22 protein-coding genes and 2 pseudogenes are annotated in these 25,397 nt (G+C 44.7%); 14 read left to right on the top strand and 10 right to left on the bottom strand.

The features are described 5' to 3' along the window. Positions 1–123 precede the first annotated feature (123 nt). The 7 genes and pseudogenes from IQ234_RS11290 (at position 124) to IQ234_RS11315 (ending at position 7,273) form a co-directional block, all read left to right on the top strand. Positions 124–912, top strand: a complete 789-nt coding sequence (locus IQ234_RS11290) for a methyltransferase domain-containing protein (protein WP_193957148.1) — start codon at positions 124–126, stop codon at positions 910–912. A 1-nt stretch (position 913) separates the two neighbouring features. Beyond that, positions 914–2,296, top strand: a complete 1,383-nt coding sequence (locus IQ234_RS11295) for a glutamate-cysteine ligase family protein (RefSeq protein ID WP_193957149.1) — start codon at positions 914–916, stop codon at positions 2,294–2,296. A gap of 22 nt (positions 2,297–2,318) precedes the next feature. Continuing rightward, the gene (serC, locus tag IQ234_RS11300; RefSeq protein ID WP_193957150.1) at positions 2,319–3,401 is read left to right on the top strand and encodes a 3-phosphoserine/phosphohydroxythreonine transaminase; all 1,083 of its coding nucleotides are present in this window, start codon (positions 2,319–2,321) and stop codon (positions 3,399–3,401) included. After that, positions 3,394–3,516 carry a hypothetical protein gene (locus tag IQ234_RS21615; RefSeq protein WP_265578480.1) on the top strand — a complete coding sequence of 41 codons (123 nt, stop codon included), beginning with the start codon at positions 3,394–3,396 and terminating at the stop codon, positions 3,514–3,516. The genes serC and IQ234_RS21615 overlap by 8 nt, the downstream gene beginning before the upstream one ends. A 117-nt stretch (positions 3,517–3,633) precedes the next feature. Further along, complete coding sequence (locus IQ234_RS11305) at positions 3,634–4,995, top strand: class-II fumarase/aspartase family protein (protein ID WP_193957151.1); 1,362 nt, start codon at positions 3,634–3,636, stop codon at positions 4,993–4,995. A gap of 476 nt (positions 4,996–5,471) precedes the next feature. Next, a pseudogene (locus IQ234_RS11310) lies at positions 5,472–5,669 on the top strand (gamma-glutamyltransferase); the annotation flags it as partial. Between the two features lie 68 nt (positions 5,670–5,737). Next, on the top strand, positions 5,738–7,273 hold the full coding sequence (locus IQ234_RS11315; RefSeq protein WP_193957152.1) for a TolC family protein: 1,536 nt from the start codon (positions 5,738–5,740) through the stop codon (positions 7,271–7,273). Positions 7,274–7,327: 54 nt separating this feature from the next. Here the strand turns inward: IQ234_RS11315 and IQ234_RS11320 are convergent, their stop codons facing one another. Further along, the gene (locus tag IQ234_RS11320; RefSeq protein ID WP_193957153.1) at positions 7,328–7,666 is read right to left on the bottom strand and encodes a hypothetical protein; all 339 of its coding nucleotides are present in this window, start codon (positions 7,664–7,666) and stop codon (positions 7,328–7,330) included. A 186-nt stretch (positions 7,667–7,852) separates the two neighbouring features. Beyond that, positions 7,853–9,808, bottom strand: a complete 1,956-nt coding sequence (thiO, locus tag IQ234_RS21800; RefSeq protein ID WP_193957154.1) for a glycine oxidase ThiO — start codon at positions 9,806–9,808, stop codon at positions 7,853–7,855. Between the two features lie 32 nt (positions 9,809–9,840). Between thiO and IQ234_RS11330 the strand changes: the two genes are divergently transcribed. Both IQ234_RS11330 and IQ234_RS11335 read left to right on the top strand, forming a co-directional pair. Then, entirely contained in the window at positions 9,841–9,987 is a 147-nt protein-coding gene (locus IQ234_RS11330; RefSeq protein ID WP_193957155.1) for a hypothetical protein, read from the top strand. 180 nt (positions 9,988–10,167) lie between these two features. Further along, positions 10,168–10,794, top strand: coding sequence for a DUF2301 domain-containing membrane protein (locus IQ234_RS11335; RefSeq protein WP_193957156.1), 627 nt, complete (start codon positions 10,168–10,170; stop codon positions 10,792–10,794). A gap of 24 nt (positions 10,795–10,818) precedes the next feature. Here IQ234_RS11335 and IQ234_RS11340 read toward each other — a convergent pair whose 3' ends face one another. From IQ234_RS11340 to IQ234_RS11355, 4 genes are all read right to left on the bottom strand, one after another. After that, positions 10,819–11,817, bottom strand: a complete 999-nt coding sequence (locus IQ234_RS11340; protein WP_193957157.1) for a nitrate ABC transporter ATP-binding protein — start codon at positions 11,815–11,817, stop codon at positions 10,819–10,821. Positions 11,818–11,863: 46 nt separating this feature from the next. Then, entirely contained in the window at positions 11,864–13,894 is a 2,031-nt protein-coding gene (locus IQ234_RS11345) for a nitrate ABC transporter ATP-binding protein (protein ID WP_193957158.1), read from the bottom strand. Between the two features lie 238 nt (positions 13,895–14,132). After that, on the bottom strand, positions 14,133–14,960 hold the full coding sequence (gene ntrB / locus IQ234_RS11350) for a nitrate ABC transporter permease (RefSeq protein ID WP_193957159.1): 828 nt from the start codon (positions 14,958–14,960) through the stop codon (positions 14,133–14,135). Between the two features lie 113 nt (positions 14,961–15,073). After that, complete coding sequence (locus IQ234_RS11355) at positions 15,074–16,396, bottom strand: CmpA/NrtA family ABC transporter substrate-binding protein (RefSeq protein ID WP_193957160.1); 1,323 nt, start codon at positions 16,394–16,396, stop codon at positions 15,074–15,076. 629 nt (positions 16,397–17,025) lie between these two features. Here IQ234_RS11355 and IQ234_RS11360 point away from each other — a divergent pair. The 5 genes from IQ234_RS11360 (at position 17,026) to IQ234_RS11380 (ending at position 22,418) form a co-directional block, all read left to right on the top strand. Then, positions 17,026–17,163 carry a hypothetical protein gene (locus tag IQ234_RS11360; RefSeq protein ID WP_193957161.1) on the top strand — a complete coding sequence of 46 codons (138 nt, stop codon included), beginning with the start codon at positions 17,026–17,028 and terminating at the stop codon, positions 17,161–17,163. Positions 17,164–17,428: 265 nt separating this feature from the next. Then, positions 17,429–19,171 (top strand): ABC transporter ATP-binding protein, encoded by a 1,743-nt coding sequence (locus IQ234_RS11365; RefSeq protein ID WP_193957162.1) that lies wholly within the window; start codon positions 17,429–17,431, stop codon positions 19,169–19,171. A gap of 200 nt (positions 19,172–19,371) precedes the next feature. Further along, the gene (locus IQ234_RS11370) at positions 19,372–19,854 is read left to right on the top strand and encodes a hypothetical protein (protein ID WP_193957163.1); all 483 of its coding nucleotides are present in this window, start codon (positions 19,372–19,374) and stop codon (positions 19,852–19,854) included. A gap of 357 nt (positions 19,855–20,211) precedes the next feature. Beyond that, the gene (locus IQ234_RS11375) at positions 20,212–21,843 is read left to right on the top strand and encodes a purple acid phosphatase family protein (protein WP_193957164.1); all 1,632 of its coding nucleotides are present in this window, start codon (positions 20,212–20,214) and stop codon (positions 21,841–21,843) included. 47 nt (positions 21,844–21,890) lie between these two features. After that, complete coding sequence (locus IQ234_RS11380) at positions 21,891–22,418, top strand: hypothetical protein (RefSeq protein WP_228008476.1); 528 nt, start codon at positions 21,891–21,893, stop codon at positions 22,416–22,418. A gap of 75 nt (positions 22,419–22,493) precedes the next feature. On the opposite strand, the gene IQ234_RS11385 is transcribed toward IQ234_RS11380, so the two are convergent. The 4 genes and pseudogenes from IQ234_RS11385 to IQ234_RS21960 form a co-directional block, all read right to left on the bottom strand. Then, positions 22,494–23,765, bottom strand: a complete 1,272-nt coding sequence (locus tag IQ234_RS11385) for a nidogen-like domain-containing protein (protein ID WP_228008477.1) — start codon at positions 23,763–23,765, stop codon at positions 22,494–22,496. Between the two features lie 293 nt (positions 23,766–24,058). Next, positions 24,059–24,280 (bottom strand): winged helix-turn-helix transcriptional regulator, encoded by a 222-nt coding sequence (locus IQ234_RS11390; RefSeq protein WP_228008478.1) that lies wholly within the window; start codon positions 24,278–24,280, stop codon positions 24,059–24,061. Positions 24,281–24,350: 70 nt separating this feature from the next. Continuing rightward, a complete protein-coding gene (locus tag IQ234_RS11395; protein WP_228008479.1) occupies positions 24,351–24,599 on the bottom strand; it encodes a hypothetical protein in 249 nt (82 codons plus the stop codon). Then, positions 24,592–24,795 (bottom strand): annotated as a pseudogene (locus tag IQ234_RS21960) (SpoVT/AbrB domain-containing protein); the annotation flags it as partial. The gene IQ234_RS11395 and the pseudogene IQ234_RS21960, both read right to left, overlap by 8 nt. Positions 24,796–25,397: the final 602 nt, after the last annotated feature.

A 25,397-nucleotide genomic window follows, 5' to 3' on the forward strand; every position in this document is an offset into this window, starting at 1 on the left:
CGACGGTGAGCTCAGCCGAACCGCCGAACGGTGCTGCGCCGTCCACTTGGTTTTCGAGACTGGCCTTTTAATTCTAACGTAAAGCCGCCGTTCTACGGCGGGGTTTCAGACCCAAAATTTCCGATGAGTTCATTTTTGAAATTTGACGATCAACACGCGTATCAAGCGGAGATTCAATACCAAAGTCCTGAAATGATCTGGCAACGCCAGGAAATTCGGGCGTTGTTGGCCCTGCAAACGGGCGATCGGGTTCTCGATATCGGTTGCGGGCCGGGGATTTTAGCCGGCGAAATGGCCGACGAGGTGGGTTCGTCGGGTGGGATCTGGGGCATCGATATTAGTGAAACCATGCTCGGTCTGGCCGAAAAACGTCGCGCGGCGAAAAATACGATCGCTTTACAGTTGGGAAGGGCCGAAGAATTACCCTTTGCCGATCATACTTTTGACGCGGCGGTGGCCGTTCAAGTTTACGAGTACGTTACCGATATCGATCGGGCGCTCGAAGAGTTATTCCGGGTGTTAAAACCGGGGGGACGCGCCGTCATTCTCGATACCGATTGGGATTCTTTAGTTTGGAACGTGGGCGATCGCTCTAGAATCCGGAAGATTCTCGATCTCTGGGACGAGCATCTGGCCGATCCCAGATTACCCGAAAGGTTGACTTATTTGCTACGGGACACCGGATTTGAAGAGGCATCGCTGAAAATCCTGCCTTTTCTCAACCGCGATTGTCATGAAGGAACCTATAGTTACTGGTTGATCGGATTTATTCAATCGTTTCTGGAAGGGCGATCGGATATCGATAGCGAGGAAGTGCGAGCCTGGGTCGAGGAATTACAGGCGCTCGACCGGGAGAATCGCTATTTTTTCAGTTTAAATCGTTATATTTTTCAAGCGAGGAAGCCTATCTAATATGAACATCGGTATCGAGATAGAATTGCCCGTTGTCGATCGCGAGGGGAACGCGGCCAGCTACGAGTCAGTCCGGAACCTCTTTAAAAAGTTGGCGGAGCGCCACGATTTTGAACCGTACTTCGATAGCTTCACTACCCAATTAATCGGGGTGAGAAAACGACAGGAAACGGGGTGGATAGATGTGGGTACGGACTACGGATTCTGTACCCTAGAAGTCGCCTTTCCCCCCGAAGACGGTTTCTTCTCCGTGCAAGCGGCGTGGAATCGGTTTATGGACGGTGTGTTATTGCCGGTGTTGGCCGAGGAAGAGTTGCATATTTTAGGATATGGCTGTCAACCGAAAACGGAAACGCCGCGCGCTAAGTACGTGGCGGCGAAAGGTCATTATCGGTTATGGGATAAAATCGTCGATCAACACCCGATCCATTTTTCCTTCGAGAATTGGCCGGGATTCGCCTCTCTACAATTTAATCTCGATGTGTCGCCAGAATCGATCGTCCTGGCGAGTAATTCCCTGATCAAACTATCTCCCGTAATTTGGGCGTGGGGCGCGAATTCTTCCGTGTCCGGTTCCAAAGTATTGTCTATTTCCTCCCTCAGAGTCGAGGGCTATCGTACCTTAGCCGAGATGAATCCCTTCTTTCAAGGTCGGCTCAATTTTCCGCGACGGCTCTTCGCCAGTTTGGAAGATTATATGCTTCAAGCTTGGGAGCAACCCATCTTCGAGGTGGTTCGCGAACGGACAATTTACTATCCCGTGAATCCGGATCTCAGTACCTTGGAGTTTGCCCATCTCGGAGAGGCGGAATTTATCGACTTACACGATCGTCGGCGAACCCTATTCTGTGAACCCTGCGACCTCGCGCAAGGATTAATTTTCTATTGGCCGGCCGTTCGGATGAAATTACAACTCGATTTGAACCAAAGTGTACAAACAATTCTGACCGCGATGACCACGGGTTCCGCGCGAGATGTGCTGAAGAATCCGTGCAACAGTTTTATCGAGATCCGTCATCTGCCCGCCATGTCCCGAACCGAAACTTTTAGTTGGCTCGCCCTATTTTTGGGTTGTTTGGGAGATATCGAGTCCTGCGATCGTCTCACGAGAGATTTGCGATTAGAGGAGGTACGTTTTAGCTCTGGCGAGGTATTAACGCAAGGATGGGAGACGAGTTTACAGGATCGATCGCTCGGCGATTGGGGACGCGAGGTACTCGATATCGCCACCCATAGTTTGGAACGACGGGAACCGGCGTTACTACCTTTTATCGAACCACTGGCCCGACGATTGCAGGAGCGCGCTTCCCCCGCGCGCGAGAGCGTGGAGAGTTTTGATCGAGACGGCATTGACGGACTGATCGAAAAACTGAAAATCCGTTAGGTTATAAAGGGAAAAAAGTTTTATGAATATTTACAATTTTTCAGCTGGCCCCGCCATGCTTCCGAAAGTCGTCATGGAGGAAGTTCGAGAAACCTTTCTCAACTACCGAAACACGGGGGCTTCGATTATTGAAATCGGTCATCGCTCCGATATTTTCGTGGAAGTTTTGGAGGAAACCGAACGGCTTTTTTATCAACTGACCGACTTGCCCGCTAACTATAAAATTTTGTTCGTTCACGGTGGGGCGCGAATGCAGTTTTCCGCGATCCCGTTGAATTTGATCTCGCTCTCTCCCGCGCGCAAATCCGGCTACGTGGAAACGGGAAATTTCGCCCGACAAGCTTGGGAAGAAGCGCGGCACTATAGTCTCGCCCAGGTGGTGGCTAGTAGCGCGGATACCGATTTCGATCGAATTCCCGACGAGCGATCGATTCAATGCGATGAAGACGCGGCCTATCTGCACATTACCAGTAACAATACTGTCTATGGTACTCGTTGGAATCGCTTTCCCTCGGTGAAAGTTCCGCTGGTCGTGGATGCCACTTCAGAGATTTTATCGAGACGGATGGACTATTCACAATTCGGGGTCACTTATGCCGGGTTTCAAAAAAATCTCGGTCCCTCGGCCCTGGCGTTGGTGATTATCCGCGACGACCTACTGGGCCACGCTTTACCGGAAACTCCCTTACTGTTGGATTATAGTATTTATGCCAAGCATCGCTCCCTATATAATACGCCCAATACTTTCGCGATTTACATGATGCAACTGATCTTACGCTGGATCGAAAGTTTGGGGGGAATCGCGGCGATCGAACGCTTGAATGATGCCAAGGCGAAATGTATTTATGATTATTTGGATTCCACGGAATTCTATCGGGGAGTGGCGCGCCCACAAGATCGATCGACCATGAACGTTACCTTTCATCTTCTCGATCGCTCTTTGACCGATCTATTTTTACAAGAAAGTCGTGACCGGGGACTGCTGGCCCTGAAAGGACATCGATCGGTCGGTGGAATTCGCGCCTCTATCTATAACGCGATGCCGATAGAAGGTGTCAAAGCTCTCGTAGAATTTATGAAGGAATTCGAGAGAATTTATGGTTAAAAAAACCGTTGGTTATAGTCTTATTATTCTGGAGACAAATACAGAAAAAATGACGCACTTTGCCGCACCAGAACAACAATTTTTTATGAAGGAATTCGAGAGAATTTATGGTTAAAAAAACCGTTGGTTATAGTCTTATTATTCTGGAGACAAATACAGAAAAAATGACGCACTTTGCCGCACCAGAACAACAATTTTTATCGATGTAACTTATCACAAAAATCACCGATCTATGACTCATATTACTGAATCCAAATTTTACGGTAAACGTTTTACCACCCCGGAAACGCGATTAATTTTCGCGGATGAAACTCGCTATCAACGCTGGTTAAATATCGAAGCCGCCCTCGCTTTAGTACAGGGTGAACTGGGCGTGATCCCGAGCGAGGCGGCCGAGGAAATCGCCCAAAAAGCGAAACTGGAGAATCTGGATTTAGAACGGGTCAAGATAGATTTAGAACTTACCAGTCATTCCCTGGTCCCCTTGTTAAGGGAAGTGCAACGAGTATGTCGCGGCGGCCTCGGAGAATATATTCACTACGGGGCGACCACCCAAGATATTCAAGATACGGCCACGATGTTAGAGATGTTAGATGCTTTCCGAATAATCCGACGGGATGTTCGGGCGATCGCTCAAACCCTAACGGAATTGGCCACCCAGCATAAAGAAACCCTAATGGTCGGCCGTTCTCAAGGTCAGTACGCGCTAACCACTACTTTCGGCTATCGGGTGGCGATCTGGTTAGATGAACTTCTCCGCCATTTGAAGCGGATGGATGAAGCGGAAGAACGTATTTTCGTCATTTCCCTTTTCGGCGGTGTCGGTAATATGAGTTGTTTACCGAGGGGGATCGAAACGATGCGAATGTTGGCTAAACGTTTACATCTCAACCCGGCGAACACCAGTTGGCATACGGCGCGCGATCGGATCGCCGAGTTCGTGATGCTTTTATCGATGACAGCATCAACGTTAGGTAAAATTTGTAACGAGATCTATGTATTGTCTCGCACGGAATGTTCCGAATTAGCCGAACCTTACACGCCAGGAAAACTCGGTTCGTCAACGATGCCCCATAAACGAAATCCCGAAGTTTCCGCCCAGGTAGTCCTTCTGGCGAGGATGACAAAATACAATGTGGCCATGTCTTTAGAAGCGATGATCGCCGAGGACGATCGAGATCTTCGCTCCCTACGAGCGGATTGGATCTGTATTCCCGAAGTTTGTAGTTATACTGCCGCCGCCGCGACTTTATGCGGCAAGTTATTGAAAAAGTTGGATATCTGTCAAGACAAGATGGCGACCAATCTAAAGGTACAGGAAGATTTCATTTTTTCCGAGCAATATATGATAGCTTTGGGAGAAATTATCGGTAAGCAGTCCGCGCATTCGGTAGTGTACGAAGCGTCTATGCAAGCGTATGAAAGTGGACAACCGATTATTAATCATCTCCTGAAACACCCACAGGTAGAGAATCATCTGAGTCGCTCCGAACTAGAAGATATTCAGAGCCCGGCCAACCGGATCGGTGCGGCTAAGGAGTTGACGCAAGCGATTATCGACCAATCTAACCGTTATTTAGGGCTTGCTGAATAATGGTAAAACCCTTTTAAAATAAGGCTTTTGACCTGTTAAAGTCCTGCGAAAATAGGATTGGGACTTTCAAAAACCTTGCATTATCCTTCTTGTAGTACATCTCTTGGTACAAAAAACAAGGGCAACAAAGCCTGAAACGACCGGCTACTGACGACCGGCTACTGACTCCTACCCCCAGGAAAACCTTTTTCAGCAGACCCTATTTAGAGTTTGTCGAAAAGCTTTAAAACAAAAGCGGTCCCGGTTTTTTCCAGATTTCCCGTAATCCGAACCGAGATCTGGGGGGGCGATCAGGGACAGTGATTTTATCCCAATACTTCTTTTGATAACACCATTTACCCGTTTACAAGGATACTGAAACCCTTGCAATGATCTGGGCGATAAGCCCCAGAAAATCCAAAACCCGCGAGGTATTGGATTTTATCCTTCAGGATTCGGTCTCGAAATTTTGTGACTAGAATAACCTAAGTTGCTAGTTAGGAGTTGAACCTTTGGAAGATCGGGAAAATCTGCTCGAAAATCTGGTTTTACCCGCAAATACTCAAGTATCCCGGTGGCAAGAACAAAATATGTTTTTTGGGGGTGTGCATGGTGTGGCAGTGAATGATCGAAGGGAGTTAACTGCTACGGGCGATCCGCGTCGGGATGGAGTAGGATTATTGATTAGTAATTAGTAATCGGCCAACATAGTGGTGTGAGCTTGTTTACTTATTATCGTTTACTGTTTACTTTTGAGATACTCATGTTGCTCTTGCGTTATGGTATTACCGTGAGTGCGGTGCTTGGGTTGATTTTCTTGGCTGAATCCTCGGTTAAGGCACAAACTCAGTCCGCTGCCGATTTATTGAAGAAACCCCGACCTACTGCCAATCCAGTGTCTCAATTACCCGGTCCCTCGGCGGCACCGGCAACCACGGAAGCGGATCCCAAAGCCCCCAATTATCTTAATCCTAGTGGCAATCCCCTAATTTTTCCCACCAAACCAGATGAGGTAAATATTAGGGTAGTACAACCGCTCACCTTAAATCAAGCGATCGAATTAGCTTTAAAAAATAATCAGACCTTACAGACAGCCCGGGTCGATTTAGAAATCGCTCGCGCCCAATTAAAGGAACAACAGGCGGCTTTATTACCCACGGCCCAAGCGGAAACCAGTCTCACTCAAGATCAATCGGCAGTTGCCCAAAGACAGAATGAGTTGGCTCGTCAACAGGGAATCCCAGCCACTACACCCGAAGATAGTACCAACTTTCAGGGTAGTGTTAGCATCGTCTATGGGGTTTATACAGGGGGTGAACGGACAGCCCAGATCAAAAGGGCCGAAAAAGTGATCCGGCAACGGGAATTAGAGGTGGAACGAGTCTCGGAACAAACTCGTTTTGATGCCACCGATGCCTATTATGAATTGCAGAGGGGTGATGCTCAGGTAGCGATCTCCCAAGCGGCGATCGAAGATGCTAGTCAAAGTTTACGCGATGCTCAATTATTGGAGCAAGCGGGACTAGGAACCCGATTTGCTGTCCTACAGGCGGAAGTTGACCTGGCCAACGCTAACCAAGACTTAACCCGGGCGATTTCTAACCAGCGTATTTCCCGACGACGACTGGCGCAGATATTGAGTGTCGGTCAGCACATCGAGTTAACCGCTGCCGATGAGATTCGCGAGGCGGGAACTTGGGGCTTAAGTCTTGATGATAGTATCGTTTTGGCCTATAAAAATCGCGCGGAATTAGAACAACAACTATTACAGAGGGAAATTAGCGCAGAAGACCGCTCGATCGCTATTTCGGCGGTGATTCCCCAGGTGGACCTTTTGGGCGAGTATAATGTCCTCAACGATCTCAGTGATTCTGCTGGTTTTGGCGATGGTTTTAGCGTCGGCGGCCGGATTCGTTGGACTTTCTTTGATGGTGGTCGTGCTTTTGCTCGCGCCCGTCAAGCGGAAAGAAATATCGATCGCGCCGATACGGAATTCTCCCTCCGTCGCAATGAAATTCGCCTTCAGGTGGAGGAATCCTACTATAGTTTGATTTCTAACCAAGAAAACATCAAAACTTCGCAAAAAAGCATTGAATCAGCCACCGAAAGTCTGCGATTAGCCCGTTTACGCTTTCAGGCGGGTGTGGGAACCCAAACGGACGTGATCAACTCCCAACGGGATTTAACCGATGCCAGAAGTCGTTATCTACAGGCGATCGTTGATTACAATAAATCCTTAAATAGTCTCCAGCGATCGATTAGTAATTTACCGGACAATCGTTTGTTTGAAGTGCGTTAATTGTGCGATTTATTGATGTGTGGTGTGGGGGGAGATGGCCAAATCTCCCCTATTTTAACGGGTTTCGATGATTCTAATCTGTTGTTCCCGCAATTGCTGCAGGGTGGGAGTTTCCTGTAGTTTTTGCACCTGCGGACGCAGATTATGACAACGAGAGGAATTAATGCTACTGCATTGATTTTCGATCATGTTCTGTCGCCGCTGCTCGATTTGGGGACTGGTGCGAAAGTCTAATTGCTGATTGTATTGCGGATATTTTTGGTAAGCGCAGGATTCAGCCTCAGCTAAACAACGCTCACTGATAGGCAATTGGGCCACGACTAGGTTGCCGCTAACGCAAACCCAACCCAGACCCAGAAACAAACCTGATAATAAAGAATTTTTAGTGATCATCGCCAATATACCTCGGTGATCAAAAAATGTAGTCTCAGGATTGGCGGCCATGACGATAATTGCTAGGCAGACTCTCGATCATGATTCCACCTCTTTTATTCTAGTCAATTTTTCTGGCCCCGCCCACGATAGCTGAAAACAGCCCATTCCTACCCTTCGACTTGGCTCAGGGCAAGGCTTAATCGGTTAGGCGATCGTTCCCGTCAGGGGGGAACTAGGACTAGCATAGGACTTAATCGGCATTCTTCCCGCTAAATGAGCTAAACGTCCCGCTTTTGCCGCCATTGCCATGGCATGCGCCATCATAGCCGGATTGGCCGCCATAGCGATCGCACTGTTAATTAATAAAGCATCGGCCCCCATTTCCATGGCCCGGGCCGCTTCTGAGGGTGTACCGATCCCGGCATCGACCACCACGGGAATTTTGGCCGATTCGATGATAATCGCGATATTTGCCTCATTTTTCAGGCCCTGTCCCGATCCAATCGGCGATCCTAGGGGCATAACCGTGGCGCAGCCAGCTTCCTCTAAACGTTTGGCTAAGAGAGGATCGGCATTAATATAGGGCAGTACGGCAAAACCTTCTTTAACTAATTGTTCCGCCGCTTGCAAAGTTCCGATCGGATCGGGTAATAAATATTTAGGATCGGGAATAACTTCGAGTTTAATAAAGTTATTGTCTTCCTGTCCCAATAATTTGGCCATTTCCCGTCCTAAACGAGCCACCCGAATCGCTTCTTCGGCCGTTTGACAACCGGCAGTGTTGGGTAACATCCAAATTTTAGACCAATCGATCGCTTCTGCTAATCCCTCATGACCGGGCTTGCCCTGAGCCAAGTCGAAGGGTGCGTTCGTTTGTACTCTTCTAACGGCAACGGTGACAATCTGACATTCACTGGCACTAATACTTTCCTGCATAGTCGTCAGATTGGCATATTTGCCAGTCCCAGTCATCAAGCGGGAGTGAAAGGTTTTCCCAGCAATGGTGAGGCGATCATTTTGGGGCGATAAAAGCGCTTGGGGTTTATTCTCAATAATAGTTAAGGACATAGGTGGAATAGTAACGGGTGATGGTTGATTAAAGCGATCGCATCGAAAATGGGTCAAAATGGGATTAACTTTGTCATTAATCACCAGGTCAGCAATCAAGGAAGCAGTGACAGGAGCGAGTAAAATGCCATTACGATAGTGACCGGTGGCTAAAATCAGGTTATCACAGCTACTGCGGCCTAAAATAGGTAATTCATCGGCTGTACCCGGACGGAATCCCCACCACATTTCCTCGATTTCCCAGTCAGCTAAAGGGGGATAGAGACGGGTAGCACGCGCAAAAAGGGTTTGCAATCCTTGGGGTGTATTACCCGTTTGCCAGGAGACTTTTTCGGAAGTGGCCCCGATAATTAAACGACCATTGCGACGGGGAACCAGATAGGTTTGGGGACCGAATAAAACCCTAGTTAAGGTCTGGTTAGGGGGCATTTTTACCGCGGCCATTTGACCTTTGACGGGATGGATAGGAAGGGGTAAAAGTTGACTGGCCCAGGATCCCGCCGCTAAAATATAAATTTTTGCTTCTAATTCCCCAATTGAGGTATAAATACTCTTGACTTTTCCCTGCTTTTGTTGTAGGGCGTGGACTTCTACCCCTTGGCGAATTTCTACCCCTAAATTTTCGGCCGCTTGTTGCAGCGCAGTCACTAGCTGCCGGTTGTCCACTTGTCCATCGTCGGGATACCACCAACCACCGACCACATCTTTACCTAGTCCGGGTTGGTAGAGGTGAACTGCATTGCTGTCTAACCAAATTTTATTAGCTGTATTGGCAGCAATGGGCTGATCTAGCTCGTAAACAGGAGCAAGAATACCACAGGGATAGTAACCGCTGTTTATACCCGTTAAATCCTCGATTTTGCGGCTCCATTCTGGATATAACCAGCGCGATTGTAAACAAAGATCGAGAAACGGACCCGGGGGAATCCCTTCCGCATGGGGGGCCAACATTCCCGCAGCCGCACGACTAGCGGCCTGAGCTATATCTCGAACTAGGAGGGTAACTTTTGCCCCCCGCAATTGCAAATCGACGGCGATCGCTAATCCGATGATACCACCGCCCACGATCAAAATTTCGCTAGTTGAGTTCATAAAAGTCTCTGGCACCAAAGAGAATTACTGAAATGACAAGGAATCAGAAGTTAAAACAAGAAAGACGTAGTAAAATAACATATATAGTTTTTTATAGCGTTTTTCACTCTGGTGAGGTACAAAAGTTATGGGTTTTAGGCAAAAGGCAAGAGGCAAAAGGCAAAAGGGAAGAAAAATAGGTGTACCTCACTAGCTTAGGAAACGCTATATACCAATTAATCATAATTTTTAGCTCGATTGACTACTAAACTCCCAAATAGTGGGCCGAGAGGAGGGAGAAGTGAGGCTACTGGCATAATTCAAGATTAAGATAATTTGTAGTCGATCTTTTCTAAGCTTCCCTTTTTCTTTAGAGCATTATGACTTCCCCTGCTGTCGATCGAGTTTATCAAGGTCAATTCGGAGAGTTTACGATTACGGATAGCGATCGCCTAGGGGTGCGTCTCTACCGTCTGGGTTTAAATTTAGCGGCTTTTAGTTTCGCTGTCGCTACAATTATAGTTCTCACCCGACCGCAATTATTGCCCCTGACCAACCTTTTATACATTGGTTTTTGTCTGGGGTTAGGCATCAGTTTATTGACTATTCATATATATTTAATTCCCCTCCATCGTCTCCTGCAAGTTTTTTGGCTAATCGGGGCGATTACTTCCCTAATTTTCAGCCTCTATTCTCACCTTTCTCCCCTAGAATTTGTCTATAACCACCCGGTGAGTTTATTCGGTGTCGGCTTTATTTTTGCTAGTCTCACGGGGATTTATTTTAAAGAAGCTTTTTGTTTTAATCGTCTAGAAACCAAGTTTTTAACCCCTCTAGTTCCCACCCTTTTACTCGGTCATCTTTTGGGGATATTGCCCTTAAATTGGGAGAAAGGGCTATTAATTCTCTGGGCGACTTTATTCGTTATCTTTGCTCTGAGAAAATTAAGCCAACCTCTCCCCAACGATATCGGTGATAAATCGGTCTTTGAACATCTTAATCATTGATAACTGATAACTGATAACTGTTACTTATCTGGAGTCCTCGATGGTAGCCGGATTAGCAGTATTGGGAGTCTTGCTAGTGAACATTTGTATTAGACTAAAACCGACAAAAGCGAGTAAAGCTATGCCACCAATAGTAGTAACAATTTTACCCACGAGATTTTCTGTGCGGGGTTGTTCGGGGGCATCCTCGTTGGGATCCTCCGAATGGGCAAAACGATTGTAGAGGAAATCGAGAGCTTCATTGCGGAGTTCGTAGTAACGGGGATCCTCGGTAATTTGGGAACGAACCCGGGGACGAGCAAAAGGCATCTTTAACACCTCCCCGATTTTAGCGCTTGGGCCGTTGGTCATCATCACCAAGCGATCGCACAAGAACAAAGCCTCATCGATATCGTGGGTAATCATCAACACGGTTAACTGGTGTTCTTGCCAGATTTTCAGCAATTCTTCCTGTAATTCCTCTTTAGTAATTGCATCTAAGGCCCCAAACGGTTCATCGAGGATGAGGACTTGGGGACGAATGGCCAGGGCGCGGGCGATCGCAACCCGTTGTTTCATGCCTCCCGATAATTGGGGGGGTTTTTTCTGGGCTGCCTCTGTCAATCCCACTAAGGATAGATTTTCTTCCACAATCTTCACCTTCTCAGCGTGAGATTTTTCGGGATAAACGGAATTAACCCCGATATAAACGTTCTCAAAGGCAGTTTTCCAGGGCAGAAGCGAATAATTTTGGAATACCATCATCCGGTCTGGCCCCGGTTCCTTAACCTCTTTATCCTGTAGCAGCACTTGCCCACGACTAGGAGAAGAAAACCCCGCCACCATATTTAAAAGGGTCGATTTACCGCAGCCGGAGTGACCGATAATGCAGACAAATTCCCCCTCATTGACTTGCAGCTCCACACCGTCTAAAACGGTGTAAACCCCTTCGTGGGAGGGGTATTCTTTGGCAACATTACTAACTAATAAAAAAGGCTGGGTAGTAGTGGTGGAATTCACGGTCTTATCGGTAAAAGTTTGCATATTCGTCCTAGATTTATTTTAAGGTGGGCAAAGCCCACCACAACGATTAATTAGCGACAGGATCATCGAGGAGAACTTCTGAGACGCGATAATCGCGACGGATCGAGAAACGTTCCAGATAGCCGATCGGATCGTCAGGATTGAAAATAAGACGATCAAAGAGGGCAAAACTGTGGCGATCGGGTTCCAAATCGGGAAGGCCCAGGGACCGGCAAGCTTCACCAAACAGATCGGGACGACGGACGCGTTCAATCACTTCTACCCAGTTGCGGGGGAACGGTGCGTAACCCCAACGGGCAAGCTGAGTTAGGGTCCATAGGGCTTCACTCCGGCCTGGACAGTTAGCTTGATCGACGTAAAACTGATTAAATCGGAATAGGTGTTCGGGGGCAGTTCCTAAACCGCGATCGTAACCATCGAGGAAACCGGGGCGGATAATTGCCCTATCCACGCCCACATACTGGGGCTGACTGAGAATATTGACGATTTCTTCTCGATTACGCTGATCATCGCAGTATTCACAGGCTTTAATTAAAGCTTTCACCATGGCGATATGGGTTTCGGGATGTTTCGCTGCCCAAGTTTCCTTGACTCCGAGGACTTTTTCCTGGTGTCCGGGCCAAATATCGAGATCGGTGGCGATAACGTAGCCTAATTTTTCGTGAACGGCGTAGGAGTTCCAGGGTTCCCCCACACAATAACCGTCGATCTTACCCGCTTTTAGCAGGGAAACCATTTGAGGCGGCGGAATTACGGCTAAATTGAGATCACTATCGGGATCGATGTCGCCACTAGCTAACCAGTAGCGTAACAGCAGATTGTGCATGGAGGCGGGGTGAACCATGCCGAAAGTGGCGATTTTATCGGGACTTTGCACTTGCCCTGAGCTAAGTCGAAGGGGGAGGGCATCCTTTAAGTCCTCGAGTTTTTCTACCCCCAATTCCCTGTATTTATTGCTGAGGGTGATGGCGTTACCGTTGCGACTGAGTACCAAGGCACTAATGACGGGGACAGAGGGCTTATTGCCAGCGCCAATGGTCATGCTGAGGGGCATTCCCGCTACCATCTGGGCCGCATCGAGACGACCGGTGGCCACTCCTTGGGCGAGTGCTTTCCAGTTGGGTTCCCGTTGCAGGACAACATCATCTAATCCTTCCTCGGCGAAGAAACCTTTCTCTTTGGCGATAATAATCGGGGCGCAATCGGTGAGGGGGATAAAACCGATGGTGGGATTGGTTTTCAGTCTGGTAGCTTGGCCGATCACCGTCACTGGTCCGGTGGGTTGACCGACTTTCTTCGATCGCTTCTGTTGGTTGAGGAAATAAACGATCTCGTTACGGAGGGAGTAGTAACTAGGGTGATTAACTACTTCCAAACGATGCCGGGGCCGGGGAATGGGAACATCGAGAATCTGACCGATATGGGCCTCCGGACCGGTGGTTAACATCACCACTCGATCGGATAGTAATAGGGCTTCATCCACATCGTGCGTGACCATGATACAGGTAACGTGGCTTTCTTCGACGATTTCCATCAAACGTTCCTGTAAATTGCCTCTGGTTAACGCATCCAGCGCCCCAAAGGGTTCATCAAGGAGCAGGACTTTTGGCCGTAGGGCTAAAGCGCGGGCGATCGCTACCCGTTGTTTCATGCCTCCCGATAATTCTCCCGGTCGTTTGTTGGCGGCATGGCGCAGGTGTACCATATCGATACTATGTTCGATGACACTTTTGCGTTCAGCAGCCGGCAGATGACGCAGCACGCGATTAACTCCTAGGGCGATATTTTCCCGGACGGTTAACCAGGGCAGCAGGGAATAATTCTGGAACACCACCATGCGATCAGGACCGGGACCTTTAATTTCTCTTCCCTCTAAAATCACCCCTCCCACCGTCGGGCGATCGAGTCCAGCGACCATATTTAAGAGGGTGGATTTCCCGCAACCGGAATGACCGATTAAAGAGATAAATTCCCCTTGAGTAACGCTGAGATCGATATTTTTCAGGGCAATATATTGACGGCCATCGGGGAGAGGGAAAACCTTATCAATGTGATCGACTTCAATAAATGCAGACATTTTCAGTTATCAGTTATCAGTTATCAGCTTCTGAAGGCAAGAGGCAACAGGCAAGAGGCAAAAGAAAGAATCTGGCAATTCTCCTATCTAACAAGAAGGTTAGAAACTAGGTAGATCAAAGCTTTTAGCTTAACAAATTAGGTTTTAGATTCGGACTTTGTTATCGGGGGTGAGGTGGGTTGGGTGGCTAATAATTTAGTTTTGAACCTCACCCACTTTTATTTACTAACAATTAAACTTATTTATTTTCTTCGGGTACAACTAATTTAGCGATGTAGGCCATGAGGCGATCGAGTAGGAAACCAACAATACCTACATAAATCAGAGCGAGGATAATTTCACTGATCATTGAAGTATTCCAAGCATCCCAGATAAAAAAGCCAATTCCCACGCCACCGATCAGCATTTCTGCCGCTACAATCGCCAACCAAGATAAACCGATACCGATTCTTAATCCGGTGAAAACGTAGGGAACAGTAGCGGGAAAAAGAATATTGAAAAAATATTCAACTTTGGATAATTTTAGCACTCTAGAGACGTTTTTATAGTCTTGGGGAACCTGTTGTACTCCCACGGCTGTGTTAATAATAATTGGCCAAATTGCTGTAATAAAAATTACAAATATCGCACTAGGTTCGTTATTACGAAAAGCCGCTAGGGAGATGGGTAGCCAAGCTAGGGGGGGAACGGTACGCAGGATTTGAAAAATCGGATCGATCGCATCATAAATTAGGGCGCTACTACCGATTAAAATACCCGCAGCGATGCCAACAATAGCGGCAAGGGTAAACCCGACGGCCACCCGTTGTAAACTAGCTAAAATTTGCCAGAATAACCCCACATCCGTGCCACCATTATTGAAGAAGGGATTAATAATTAATTCCCAGGTCTCGCTAACCACTTTAGTGGGGCTAGGAAGGGGAGCATCGGGACTAAAACAGAGAATTTGCCAGAGGAGAAGGAAAATTAATAAAGCAATCGCCGAAGTTGCTAGTTTGGATAATTTTTTTTTCAGGTCTTTTACCCATTTCGGATCTTGAGAACGACGAGAAATAGAAACAGCCATAATCAGTTATCAGTTATCAGTGGTTCAGTTATCAGTGGTTAAGTGGTTCAGTTATCAGTGGTTAAGTTATCAGAAAATCATCTTTAACTGATTACTGATTACTGATCACTAATTTAAACCTTTTTAATCTTGAGAGATTTCAGGTAAGCGGTGGGATTTTCAGGGTCAAAAGTTACACCATCAAAGAAAGTTTCCACACCGCGAGAAGGGGTAGCGGGAATTTGATCAGCCGGAACATTGAGGGCTGTGGCGGCTTCTCTCCAGATATCTTCCCGGTTAACTTTATCAACTAAAGCTTTGATGTCCGTATCGGCGGGAATATAGCCCCAACGGATGTCTTCAGTCACAAACCAAGTATCATGACTCTTGTAGGGATAGGAAGCGTTATCAGCCCAGAATTTCATGGCTACGGGGCTATTTTCGATTTTGCGACCATCACCGAAATCGATATTACCCTGCATTCTTCCCAAGATATCGGCGGGGTCAATTTTCAGCCATTCCCGTCCTGAAATAATCTCGCACATTTCCTTAACATTAGCGGGATCATTGCACCATTGCTGCGCTTCTAGAACAGCCATAGTTAAAGCTTTTGCCGCTTTGGGATTTTTATCCACCCAATCGGCGCGTAAAGCGAAGGCTTTTTCGGGGTGATCCTTCCAGAATTCTCCAGTGATCAGGGCAGTGTACCCGAGTTTTTTGTTAACTAATTGGGCGTTCCAAGGTTCCCCCACACAGAAAGCTTGCATCGTGCCGACTTTCATGTTAGCCACCATTTGTGGCGGGGGAACAACAATTAGGGATAGATCTTTATTCGGATCGATACCACTGGCGGCTAACCAATAGCGCATCCAGAGATCGTGATTACCACCGGGGAAAGTGACGGCGGCTTTAACTTCTTTGCCCGCAGATTTAGCTTTAGCGAAGGGTTCTTTTAGTACACCGCTATCGAGGCCAACTTTCAGATCTATATATTCATTAGAAATGGAAACTGCTTGACCGTTGGTATTCAAACGCGCCAGAATATACATCGGTACGGGCTGTTTGGTGATTTTGCCCAAGGTCATTAGGTAGGGCATGGGGGATAAAATATGCGCCCCATCGATACCGTTACCCGCCGAACCTAATTCGAGGTTATCCCGGGTTGCAGCCCAAGAGGCTTGTTTCATCACCTGTACATCGGGCATCCCGTGTTTAGCGAATAAACCTTTTTCTTTGGCGATAATTAAGGGGGCAGCGTCGGTGAGGGCAATGAAACCTAGTTTAGCGGTGGTGACTTCGGGGGTTTCTCCACCGGCAACGGGGGAAGCGGCAGGACTGCCGGCCGGGGAGGGACTGGTCGCGGTATTATTGGGAGTGGCGCAACCGTGGAGAATTGCTGTTCCTACGGCAGTTGCCCCGGCAGTGAAGATAAATCTACGTCTGGAAAGTTTACTCATGGACTAAAAAATCGTGATTAGAAACTAAACAAAGGTGATGAAACGGTGAAAAATTCTCATTATTTCCCCTAACTGACTGCGGTGATAACCGAGAAGATTTCTTGAAAGTAACTGTTGATTCAGTAAGGAGGCTTTAATTATTTGTATCTCTCGATCGCTTTTGCTTCTCCATCTTGGGAGATTTAGCAGTAGTTTTTGTCTAAGAGATTTTTTCTAGAAGCATAAGAGTTTTGAGGATTCGATAGATAGATAGGGGCGGCTTTTGGTCATCTGGGCTAGAAAGATCACTTTATTTCAGGGTTATTACCGAAGCAATTAACTTAAATTTACAGTCTTCAACGGGAAAGATAGTATAGATTGTTACAAAATATTACCAGTCATGTAATAAAAGCATAAAAATTTGTCTGAAACGCATGGTAGGGGCGCATCGTGGTCAGTGAGTTTATCGAACTGCGTGCGCCCAAAATGTAATAAGCTGCCCGCGTATTTAAATTGCTTGTTGAGATGAGGCCCTCTTGCACTCTGGCAACAGTAAAGGGATTGGGGGAGATTCGGCTAATCTAAGAATAAGCGGTTTAAATACGTCTTAGCTGATTGAATTTTGGCAGCATCAAACAGAGGTAACTTAAATGTCGGACAAACAAGAAAGACGATATGATAAATTTAAGCGCGGCTATCAAGCTAAAATTGATAAACCCCCCGGTAAACCGCCCCAGGGTGGTTCTAATGTTAAACCGCCACCAAATCAGGACAGGGAGAAAAAATAAAATCTTGGGTGGCTATTCCCCCTTTTACCTGTTCCCTGTTCTAACTGATAACTGATAACTGCTCACTGATAACTGATAACTGATAAGTAGGTAGGGGTTAAAAGTTTTCAGATCCCCCGCCTATCGGCACCCCCCTTATTAAGGGGGGCAGGGGGGATCGAACCTAAAATCCATTTTTAGTTTAATTATAACCAGCTACTTAACTGATAACTGCTCACTGATAACTGATAACTGATAACTGATAACTGATAACTGATAACTGAATATGGCTTATTCTCGCATTAAAAAACTAGCAAATTATCTACGTCCCTATTGGCAAATAGTAACTGGGGGGGTAGTTGCTTTGCTTATTGTTAATCTTTTGGGTGTTTATATACCGCTTTTAATCCGGGATAGCATAGATGATTTGAGTAAATCTTTTGATTTCCAAAAAATCATTTACTATGTGATCGTCATTGTCGCTTTAGCCTCGATTATGTGGTTTATCCGCATGATTTCCAGAGTGCTATTATTCGGGATTGGTCGTCAGGTAGAGTTCGATCTTAAACAAAAAATCTTTCAGCATTTATTAACCCTTGAACCTGCCTATTTTTCTCGGCAAACTTCAGGAGATTTAATCAACCGTGCCACTAGCGATGTGGATAATATTCGTCGTCTGGTGGGTTTTGCTTTGCTCAGTTTGGCTAATACTTTTTTTGCCTATGGGTTAACTTTACCCGTGATGTTAGCGATTCATATTCCCCTTTCAGTCGCCGCTATTTCTGTCTATCCTTTGATGTTAATTGCTGTGCAGTTATTTAGTGGTCGTCTCCAGCGGCAACAGAAAAAAGTACAAGAAAAACTCTCACATCTGAGCGATTTAATTCAAGAGGATATGAGTGGTATCACTCTGATTAAAATCTATGCCCAAGAAGCTAACGAGCGCCTAGCATTTAAGCAAAGAAATCGGGAATTACTACAGGCTAATTTAGATTTAGTCCAGACTCGTAATTTTCTTTTTCCCCTGATTGAAGCTTTAGCCTATGTAAGTTTATTGGCCTTGCTTGCCCTAGGTACTAGACAAATTATAGCGGGTAATATCACCATTGGGGACTTTATTGCTCTGTTAATTTTGGCGGAAAGATTAGTTTTTCCTACTGCTTTATTAGGTTTTACTATTACAGCCTACCAACAGGGAGAAGTGAGTATTGATCGCCTAGAAACTATCCTGTTAGCCGAGGCTAAAATTAAAGACAATGCCGATTGTGTTCACTTAAAAAATATTCAAGGAAAAATCACCGCCAAAGCCTTGACTTTTTTCTATCCTGATGCTAAGGAACCCGCCTTAAAATCTCTTTCTTTTACCATTAATACGGGGGAAACGGTAGCGGTTGTCGGTGCGATCAGGTCGGGAAAATCTACCCTTGCTAACGCTATTCCCCGTCTGTTGAATATTGCCGAGGGACAGTTATTTATTGATAATCAAGATGTGACTCAAATTGCTCTTGAAGATCTGCGAAAAGCGATCGCTTATGTTCCCCAAGAAAGTTTTTTATTTAGTACCACCATTGAAGATAATATCCGTTATGGCGATCCGCTGCTGAATTTTTCGGCAGTGAAATCGGCGGCCAAACAAGCGAGAATTGAGGAGGAAATCGAGAATTTCCCGCAAAAATACGGAACTTTAGTGGGAGAACGTGGGATTACTCTTTCCGGGGGTCAACGTCAACGGGCCTCTTTAGCGCGCGCTTTAGCCATCCAAGCACCGATTTTAATCCTTGATGATGCCCTATCTAGCGTCGATAATCAAACGGCCACGGCTATTTTGGAAAATCTCGCCCAAGAAAGCCAAAAAACCGTGATTTTTATCTCCCATCAATTATTGGCCGCTGCCACTGCTGATCGCATTTTTGTCATGGATCGCGGAGAAATTGTCCAGATGGGAACCCACGAGGAGTTAATCGCAATCCCCGGAGTCTATCAAAATCTCTGGCAACAGCAGCAGTTAGAGTCTAAGGTTTTAGATTAACCGATAAGATGGGCAATTTGCTAGTTATTACCATTTAACTCTGATTTATCGCTATTTTGTCGATTTAATGGCAGTAAAAGCCAAGAATCTCACTCAACACTTTATCAAAATTTCTAGCCAATTTTTGTGTTATCTTGATTTCTCGTAGCACAGGTAATGTGCTAAAAACCTAATAGAAGTTCACTTGCACCGAGAAATTCATGCTTAAAAATCTGACTAAAACCGCTCTTTTAGCCACTGCTACCCTGATCGGTGTCTCTAGCGTCTTAATTCAGCCGACATTTGCCCAAATGCCTAGTCTAGGAGATGGTATCATCTGTACGGCAACTGGCAAAACCGCCCAAGGAGTAAAACTCTATGTTTATACTTCTGAAATTGATGATGACTCAATCAACAAAAAAGAACCGGTAACACTGACAATGGTTTCTCCGGTTAGCGATGTGGTGGAAGGGCAAATTTTGGTAGTTAACAAAGACGATAACACCGTAACGATTGATAATTTTGCTGCCGCAACTCCCCCGGAAATGCAGCCAGTGGGATTAGCTGTCACTACCTACCAAGGTAGAAATACTTTTAGCGGAAAAAGTCAAGCAGGAACACCGGTTAGTTTTACCCTAGAAAACAATCTTCGCACCATTACAGTTAAGCATGGTGGTGATTCTTTCACGGGAGTCTGTCACTAAAACTACCCGAAGATGGGTTAAAAGTTTTGTTAGTTCTCTTTAACTTGAGCATCTCAAAAGCTGGTTGTTATATTAACCCAGCTTTTTTAATTAGGGTTTGCTGAATAATGGTAAAACCCTTTTAAAATAAGGCTTTTGACCTGTTAAAATCTGATGTTAGTGCTGCGAAAATCGGATTGGGACCATCAAAAACCTTGCATTATCCTTTTTGCAGTACATGAGTTAGTACAAAAAAGAGAGGGTAACAAAACCTGAAACTCCCGACTCCTGACTCCTGACTCCTGACTCCTGACTCCTAACCTCACCAACAAACTTTTTCAGCAAACCCTAATTATAATTAGTTATCTTTTAGCGACAATGAACAAGAATCAACTTTTAAGCGAACCTTTTTTACAATTACCCACCGAAACATCAATACAAGTGGTTTGGTTTACGGAATTTTTTGGCACTCGTCATCAGGTCCGCTACGGGGAAAAACTAGAGAAAATAGCACCCGCTCGCACTAGCAAATTAACTAGAGTTAGAGAAGATGCTCAATCGAGAACCCTTGAAGCTTATCAATCTTTAACCGATCGAGAAATCTGGCGACATCAGGCCGAAATTACTGATTTAAATCCCGGGGAAAGGATTCCCTATCAAGTCACCAGTTTTCAAGAAAATACAGCGATTAGAAGTGATATTTATACCCTTACCCCAAGACCAAAAAAAGGAACTAATCTCAAAATTCTGCTCACTTCCGATCATCAATTAATGCCTATGACTGCCGCTAATTTGCAAAAAGTTAGCGAAACTATTGGACAGGTAGATGCGGTTTTTTTAGCGGGAGATTTAGTTAATATACCCGATCGAGCTTCCGAATGGTTTGATGATAGTCGCGGTGGGGCATTCTTTCCCTGTTTACAAGGTCGTGCTAATTATCCTCTTACAAAGAATGGTATTCAGACTATTTATAAAGGGGGAGAAATTATTCAAAATGCTCCCTTATTTCCTGCTATTGGTAATCATGAAGTTATGGGCAGATTTTCTACTTCTATAGATTTAAATGAACAGTTTAAAGATGCTATTCCTCAGTTTATTGCTAAAAAACTAGCGGAGGATACAGCAGCAATTAATGAAAAATGGTTAAAAAATCATGCTTTTAACACAGACACCTACGAAGAAATTTTTTCTTTGCCTCAAAATAAATATTATTCTCTAAACTTTGGTGATATTCGTTTAGTGGTTTTATATGTTACTAATATCTGGAGAAATCCCAATTTAGAACCCAATGCAAGGGGAAGATATTACGAAAATCAAAGAGACTTAGATAGACCAGATCGCTGGGGTTATGGTCAGCATATTTTTGAGCCAATTTCTCAAGGTAGTCCTCAATATCAATGGTTAGAAAAAGAGTTAAATAGTCGAGAATTTCAAGAGGCTAAATATAAGGTAGTTATGTTTCATCATCCTCCCCATACTCTAGGAGGAAATATCGTGCCACCCTACACCGATCCCGTGCCGACAATTCAACGGGATGCCACGGGAAAAGTTACATCGGTACGCTATGATTATCCCCAGGAAAATGATTATATTATTCGTGATTTACTTCCTTTATTAGAATCAGCCAAGGTTAATTTGGTTTTTTATGGTCATTCTCATTTATGGAATCGTTTTCTTAGTCCTAAGGGTATGAATTTTCTCGAATCTTCTAACGTTGGAAATAGTTATGGTGCTTATTTAGGTGATAAAAAACGTCCTGTACCTCTCGATAGAAATTATGCGGTCATTGGTAATCCCAATGGATTAGAAGCAATTATCCCGAATATTGCTCCTCTAGTGGATTGGGTTAATCAACCTTTACCCTATATTGCCAGTAATGATGTGACGGTTTTTAGCATTTTAGATACAGAAAAAGGGACCGTGAGCAGTTATCGTTTTGATACTCGTTATCCTGACTCCGAGGTAATTAAATTTGATGAATTTGACCTTTTTAGCGTCAGTGAAGTATAATAAAATTAAAAGATGCTGGTTAAATAGATTCTCTTGGGGTTAATTCTATGACTACTGTTACTAGCAATGATATTCAAGAATTGAAAGACTTACTCTCGGCAATGCGACAGGAAAACCGCGAGCAGATGATTTCCCTGCGACAGGAAAACCGCGAGCAAATAACTTCCCTGCGAGAAGAAACTCGCGAGCAAATGACTTCCCTGCGAGAAGAAACCCGCGAGCAAATAAGTTCCCTGCGAGAAGAAACCCGCGAGCAAATGACTTCCCTGCGAGAAGACACCCGGGAGCAAATTGATACGCTAAAGGAAGATAATCGCCAACAACTAGAAACCCTGAGAGAAGAAAATAACAAGCAATTTATTAACCTACACAAAGAAATCACGGAAGTCAAAATTATCACGGCTAAAATTGAAGGAACAATTCAATCCCAAGCAGTATTAACCCAAAAAATTCCCGATTTAATCGAGAAAGTTGGGGAATTAAAAAACTGGAAACAAATAGCTATTGTCGCTATCACTGCTTTTACCAGTGCCACAATTACTTGGTTTATTCGAGGAGAAAATTTGAAACCTTAAGAAAAAATTTTCCTATAAAAAGCCCCTACTTCTTCGTGGAGTAGGGGGTGAAATAAAGAAGATAAAACTGACAATTTACTTAGCTTTACGCGCTAACAATCCTAAACCCATTAATCCTGCATAAATAAAAGCGGAAGTGGTCGGTTCAGGAACTTGAGTCGCAACAAATACAGTGATCGGGATTTGACGGATGGAAACTGAGCCGGCAGACTCAAAGGTCAATCCCGTGACAAAAGCGAGAGGATTGGTGGGATCTAAACCCGCACTGGTTTCAATACCACGAACACTGAAACAACGGAGAGGTGAAGCAAAGTTAAAAGTCGTGCCTCCCGTCAAGGTTGTGCCACTGGAAACAAAATCGGTACAGTTCCCACTACTAGAATCTGACCACAATTCATAGAAACCATCACCGATACCCGTGGGTAAAAGCACTGAGGTCATATTCGGACCTGAATCGACGATATAGTTATAACCTACCGCCACATCGGGGTCGATAAAGAAAGGACGGTCGGGTTCAGTGATATTGAAGTCAAACTGAAAACCATCCTCGATAATCACTGGGAGCAAGGGATTGTCAGGGGTACTACCAGGTGTTTCACCGTTGCGGATAGCGAAAGACCATAAACCGGGGGTATCAAGGGAAACGTTACTGATATTGGCTAAGTTTAACACTTCCGATGTGCGCGAACCGGGGAGAGTAAAGAAGTTAATTCCATCCCCCGCATCGAAACCAGCTTGAGCGGGAGTTCCACCTAAACCACCGCTGCCACCACTGGCACTTCCCGTTGTCCATTGCAGTTGTCCGTAACGAAACTCGATGTCGAAATTCCCATCAAGTCCGGTATCAGGCCGATCCCGGAGGACGACTTGGAAAGTATTGAGTAAATCGGTCCCAAAGGAATAATAGCCTACTTGATCCCAAGTTACAACCACTGTACTTTCATTGGGAGAAGCCACATAAACCGCCCCAGTACCGCGGGTATCCACATCACCCCAGTAGGGTGCAATCATCGGTTGGTTGGTAATCGGGAAAGGACTGGGAGTAAATTGACCCAGTGGATTAACAAAAGTTAAATTACCGTTGTTGTTGACGAAGAAAGTGCTGAAATCACTGCCAAAAAAGTCAATATTAAAGGGCAAGTTTAACTGACTCGAAGATCCATCATCGTTTGGTCCCTGGGATAATTCACCAAAACCAGCGGGTCCGCCAAAACCGTTGAGGATGACACTAGCATCCGCCAGAGACACTTCTGCACTTAGTCCTAAGCTCATTAATCCGACAAAACCAATGGCAAGATTTTGACAAAAATGAGTGAATCCGTTGTTTTTTTGCGTCGAAACTGTCATTTTAGTTAAACTCCAAATATTTGAGATCGCTAAAGTTACATTTTTGTGATCGAGTTCATGAAGAACAACCGTCATCATAATCCTATCCATCGAACTACCTTATTTTTACGTACGGAGTTAATGTTTCTTAACAATCCCACCTTCCGCACTTCTTAACATTCAATTGATAATTTTTACTAATACATTGCTGACAACCCTTTGTCAGTAAGGATTGTAGCTACAATGATCGATTTTCATAAAGGTGAAGAATTGTAATTTGTTTTCTCAGAAAAAATCAATTATTGAAAATGTTTTCAATAGTAGTTTCTACAATGAAGGTTTTTCGTCAAAACATCTTGGGGAATGTAAAAATATATAAAGGTATATGAAGATGTGCGGAATGTCGGAACAATTCCTAATTGGTGCATTTGCAGAATAATCGGTTTTAGGGGTTCTCCGAAAGCGGTTAAAGAATAGGCAACTTTAGCAGGAATTTCTGGATAAACTTTTCGGTGAATCAGCTGAGAGGGGGACAAGCGAGCTAGAAGGTAGATACGCTTTGCACGGCTACAACTTGCATTTTTTACTCAAGGACAATAATATAGTTTAAGAGTCATATCGCTCTTCTGGAACTCTGGCAAAAATCTTACAGTCTCTCAACAGGGTGGCATAAATCGACGAGCCAATAATTTCCTCTGGGGATTCTCCTAAGTCAACAATTTTTGATAATACCTCTACCCAATTAATAATACTGATATAACACCCATTAATCAAGGCATTTTCTACAACTTCTGCTCCTGGTTCATCTCTAAGATAAGCTAAAAATGCAGAAGCACCTAACACAGATTTATTCACTTAAATACTCCTGTCTGCGTTCTTGAATAAGTTCATCTACTAAATTTCTATCAGGTGATTTATCTTTTAATAAACCTCTTAATTTTTTAACTTGGTTTTTGAGACTAACTAATTGCAGTGTTCCATTATCTTCCAGAGTTAAAATTAATCTATCTCCAGATTCTAAATTAAGAATTTGTTGGATTTCTTGCGGTAAAGTTAAACGTCCTTATGGTTCAATATCAAGTATGTATTGTTGAGAAAGTGATAAATTAACAACTGTCATAACTTTATATTTCCTTGTTTTCTACCTATTTCTAGTTTAGCAAAATTCTAAAAGTTAATCCTGTAGGGTGCGTTAATGAAATGTAACACAAACAGTGAGTTTTGGAAATACTCAAGCTCTAATTACAGTAATTCTATATTGATTTTCTGTCACCACAACTTCAGTTGATAATCTTTCTTCCATTGGTAAAGCATTTTTCCGTCTATCAAAGATAAACAACCAACCAAAATCGGCTCTCCCAGGTTTGGTGGGTAAAATGTATTCTAAGATACAGTCTTGGGGCAGTGAGTGGAACGAACCACAGAGACACAAAGGACACAAAGATCGATCAATCCTCTGTAAGTTAAACTTATCACACAGAACCTAGAAGAGCCCAAAATCTAACCCCAAACGTCCCAAATAAGATTAGAACTCTTGCAAATTAATTATATGTTATAATGATGGGTTAACTAATTTTCCCCAAAAAATTAGTTAATCAGTACATTCGTCCTGAATGAAAACTTGAAGTTTAACTTTTAACTCAAAACTCTTTA

The sequence above is a fragment of the Microcystis aeruginosa LEGE 91341 genome (assembly GCF_015206885.1).
GTDB classification, from domain to species: domain Bacteria; phylum Cyanobacteriota; class Cyanobacteriia; order Cyanobacteriales; family Microcystaceae; genus Microcystis; species Microcystis aeruginosa_H.

Coding starts and splice junctions, on each gene's coding strand:
- IQ234_RS11290 (WP_193957148.1), top strand. CDS start 124: ATGAGTTCATTTTTGAAATTTGACGATCAACACGCGTATCAAGCGGAG.
- IQ234_RS11340 (WP_193957157.1), bottom strand. CDS start 11,817: ATGCAAACTTTTACCGATAAGACCGTGAATTCCACCACTACTACCCAG.
- IQ234_RS11365 (WP_193957162.1), top strand. CDS start 17,429: ATGGCTTATTCTCGCATTAAAAAACTAGCAAATTATCTACGTCCCTAT.
- IQ234_RS11370 (WP_193957163.1), top strand. CDS start 19,372: ATGCTTAAAAATCTGACTAAAACCGCTCTTTTAGCCACTGCTACCCTG.
- IQ234_RS11375 (WP_193957164.1), top strand. CDS start 20,212: ATGAACAAGAATCAACTTTTAAGCGAACCTTTTTTACAATTACCCACC.
- IQ234_RS11330 (WP_193957155.1), top strand. CDS start 9,841: ATGACAAGGAATCAGAAGTTAAAACAAGAAAGACGTAGTAAAATAACA.
- IQ234_RS11315 (WP_193957152.1), top strand. CDS start 5,738: ATGTTGCTCTTGCGTTATGGTATTACCGTGAGTGCGGTGCTTGGGTTG.
- IQ234_RS11345 (WP_193957158.1), bottom strand. CDS start 13,894: ATGTCTGCATTTATTGAAGTCGATCACATTGATAAGGTTTTCCCTCTC.
- IQ234_RS11295 (WP_193957149.1), top strand. CDS start 914: ATGAACATCGGTATCGAGATAGAATTGCCCGTTGTCGATCGCGAGGGG.
- IQ234_RS11335 (WP_193957156.1), top strand. CDS start 10,168: ATGACTTCCCCTGCTGTCGATCGAGTTTATCAAGGTCAATTCGGAGAG.
- IQ234_RS21615 (WP_265578480.1), top strand. CDS start 3,394: ATGGTTAAAAAAACCGTTGGTTATAGTCTTATTATTCTGGAGACAAAT.
- thiO (WP_193957154.1), bottom strand. CDS start 9,808: ATGAACTCAACTAGCGAAATTTTGATCGTGGGCGGTGGTATCATCGGA.
- ntrB (WP_193957159.1), bottom strand. CDS start 14,960: ATGGCTGTTTCTATTTCTCGTCGTTCTCAAGATCCGAAATGGGTAAAA.
- serC (WP_193957150.1), top strand. CDS start 2,319: ATGAATATTTACAATTTTTCAGCTGGCCCCGCCATGCTTCCGAAAGTC.
- IQ234_RS11320 (WP_193957153.1), bottom strand. CDS start 7,666: ATGATCACTAAAAATTCTTTATTATCAGGTTTGTTTCTGGGTCTGGGT.
- IQ234_RS11305 (WP_193957151.1), top strand. CDS start 3,634: ATGACTCATATTACTGAATCCAAATTTTACGGTAAACGTTTTACCACC.
- IQ234_RS11360 (WP_193957161.1), top strand. CDS start 17,026: ATGTCGGACAAACAAGAAAGACGATATGATAAATTTAAGCGCGGCTAT.
- IQ234_RS11380 (WP_228008476.1), top strand. CDS start 21,891: ATGACTACTGTTACTAGCAATGATATTCAAGAATTGAAAGACTTACTC.
- IQ234_RS11355 (WP_193957160.1), bottom strand. CDS start 16,396: ATGAGTAAACTTTCCAGACGTAGATTTATCTTCACTGCCGGGGCAACT.
- IQ234_RS11385 (WP_228008477.1), bottom strand. CDS start 23,765: ATGACAGTTTCGACGCAAAAAAACAACGGATTCACTCATTTTTGTCAA.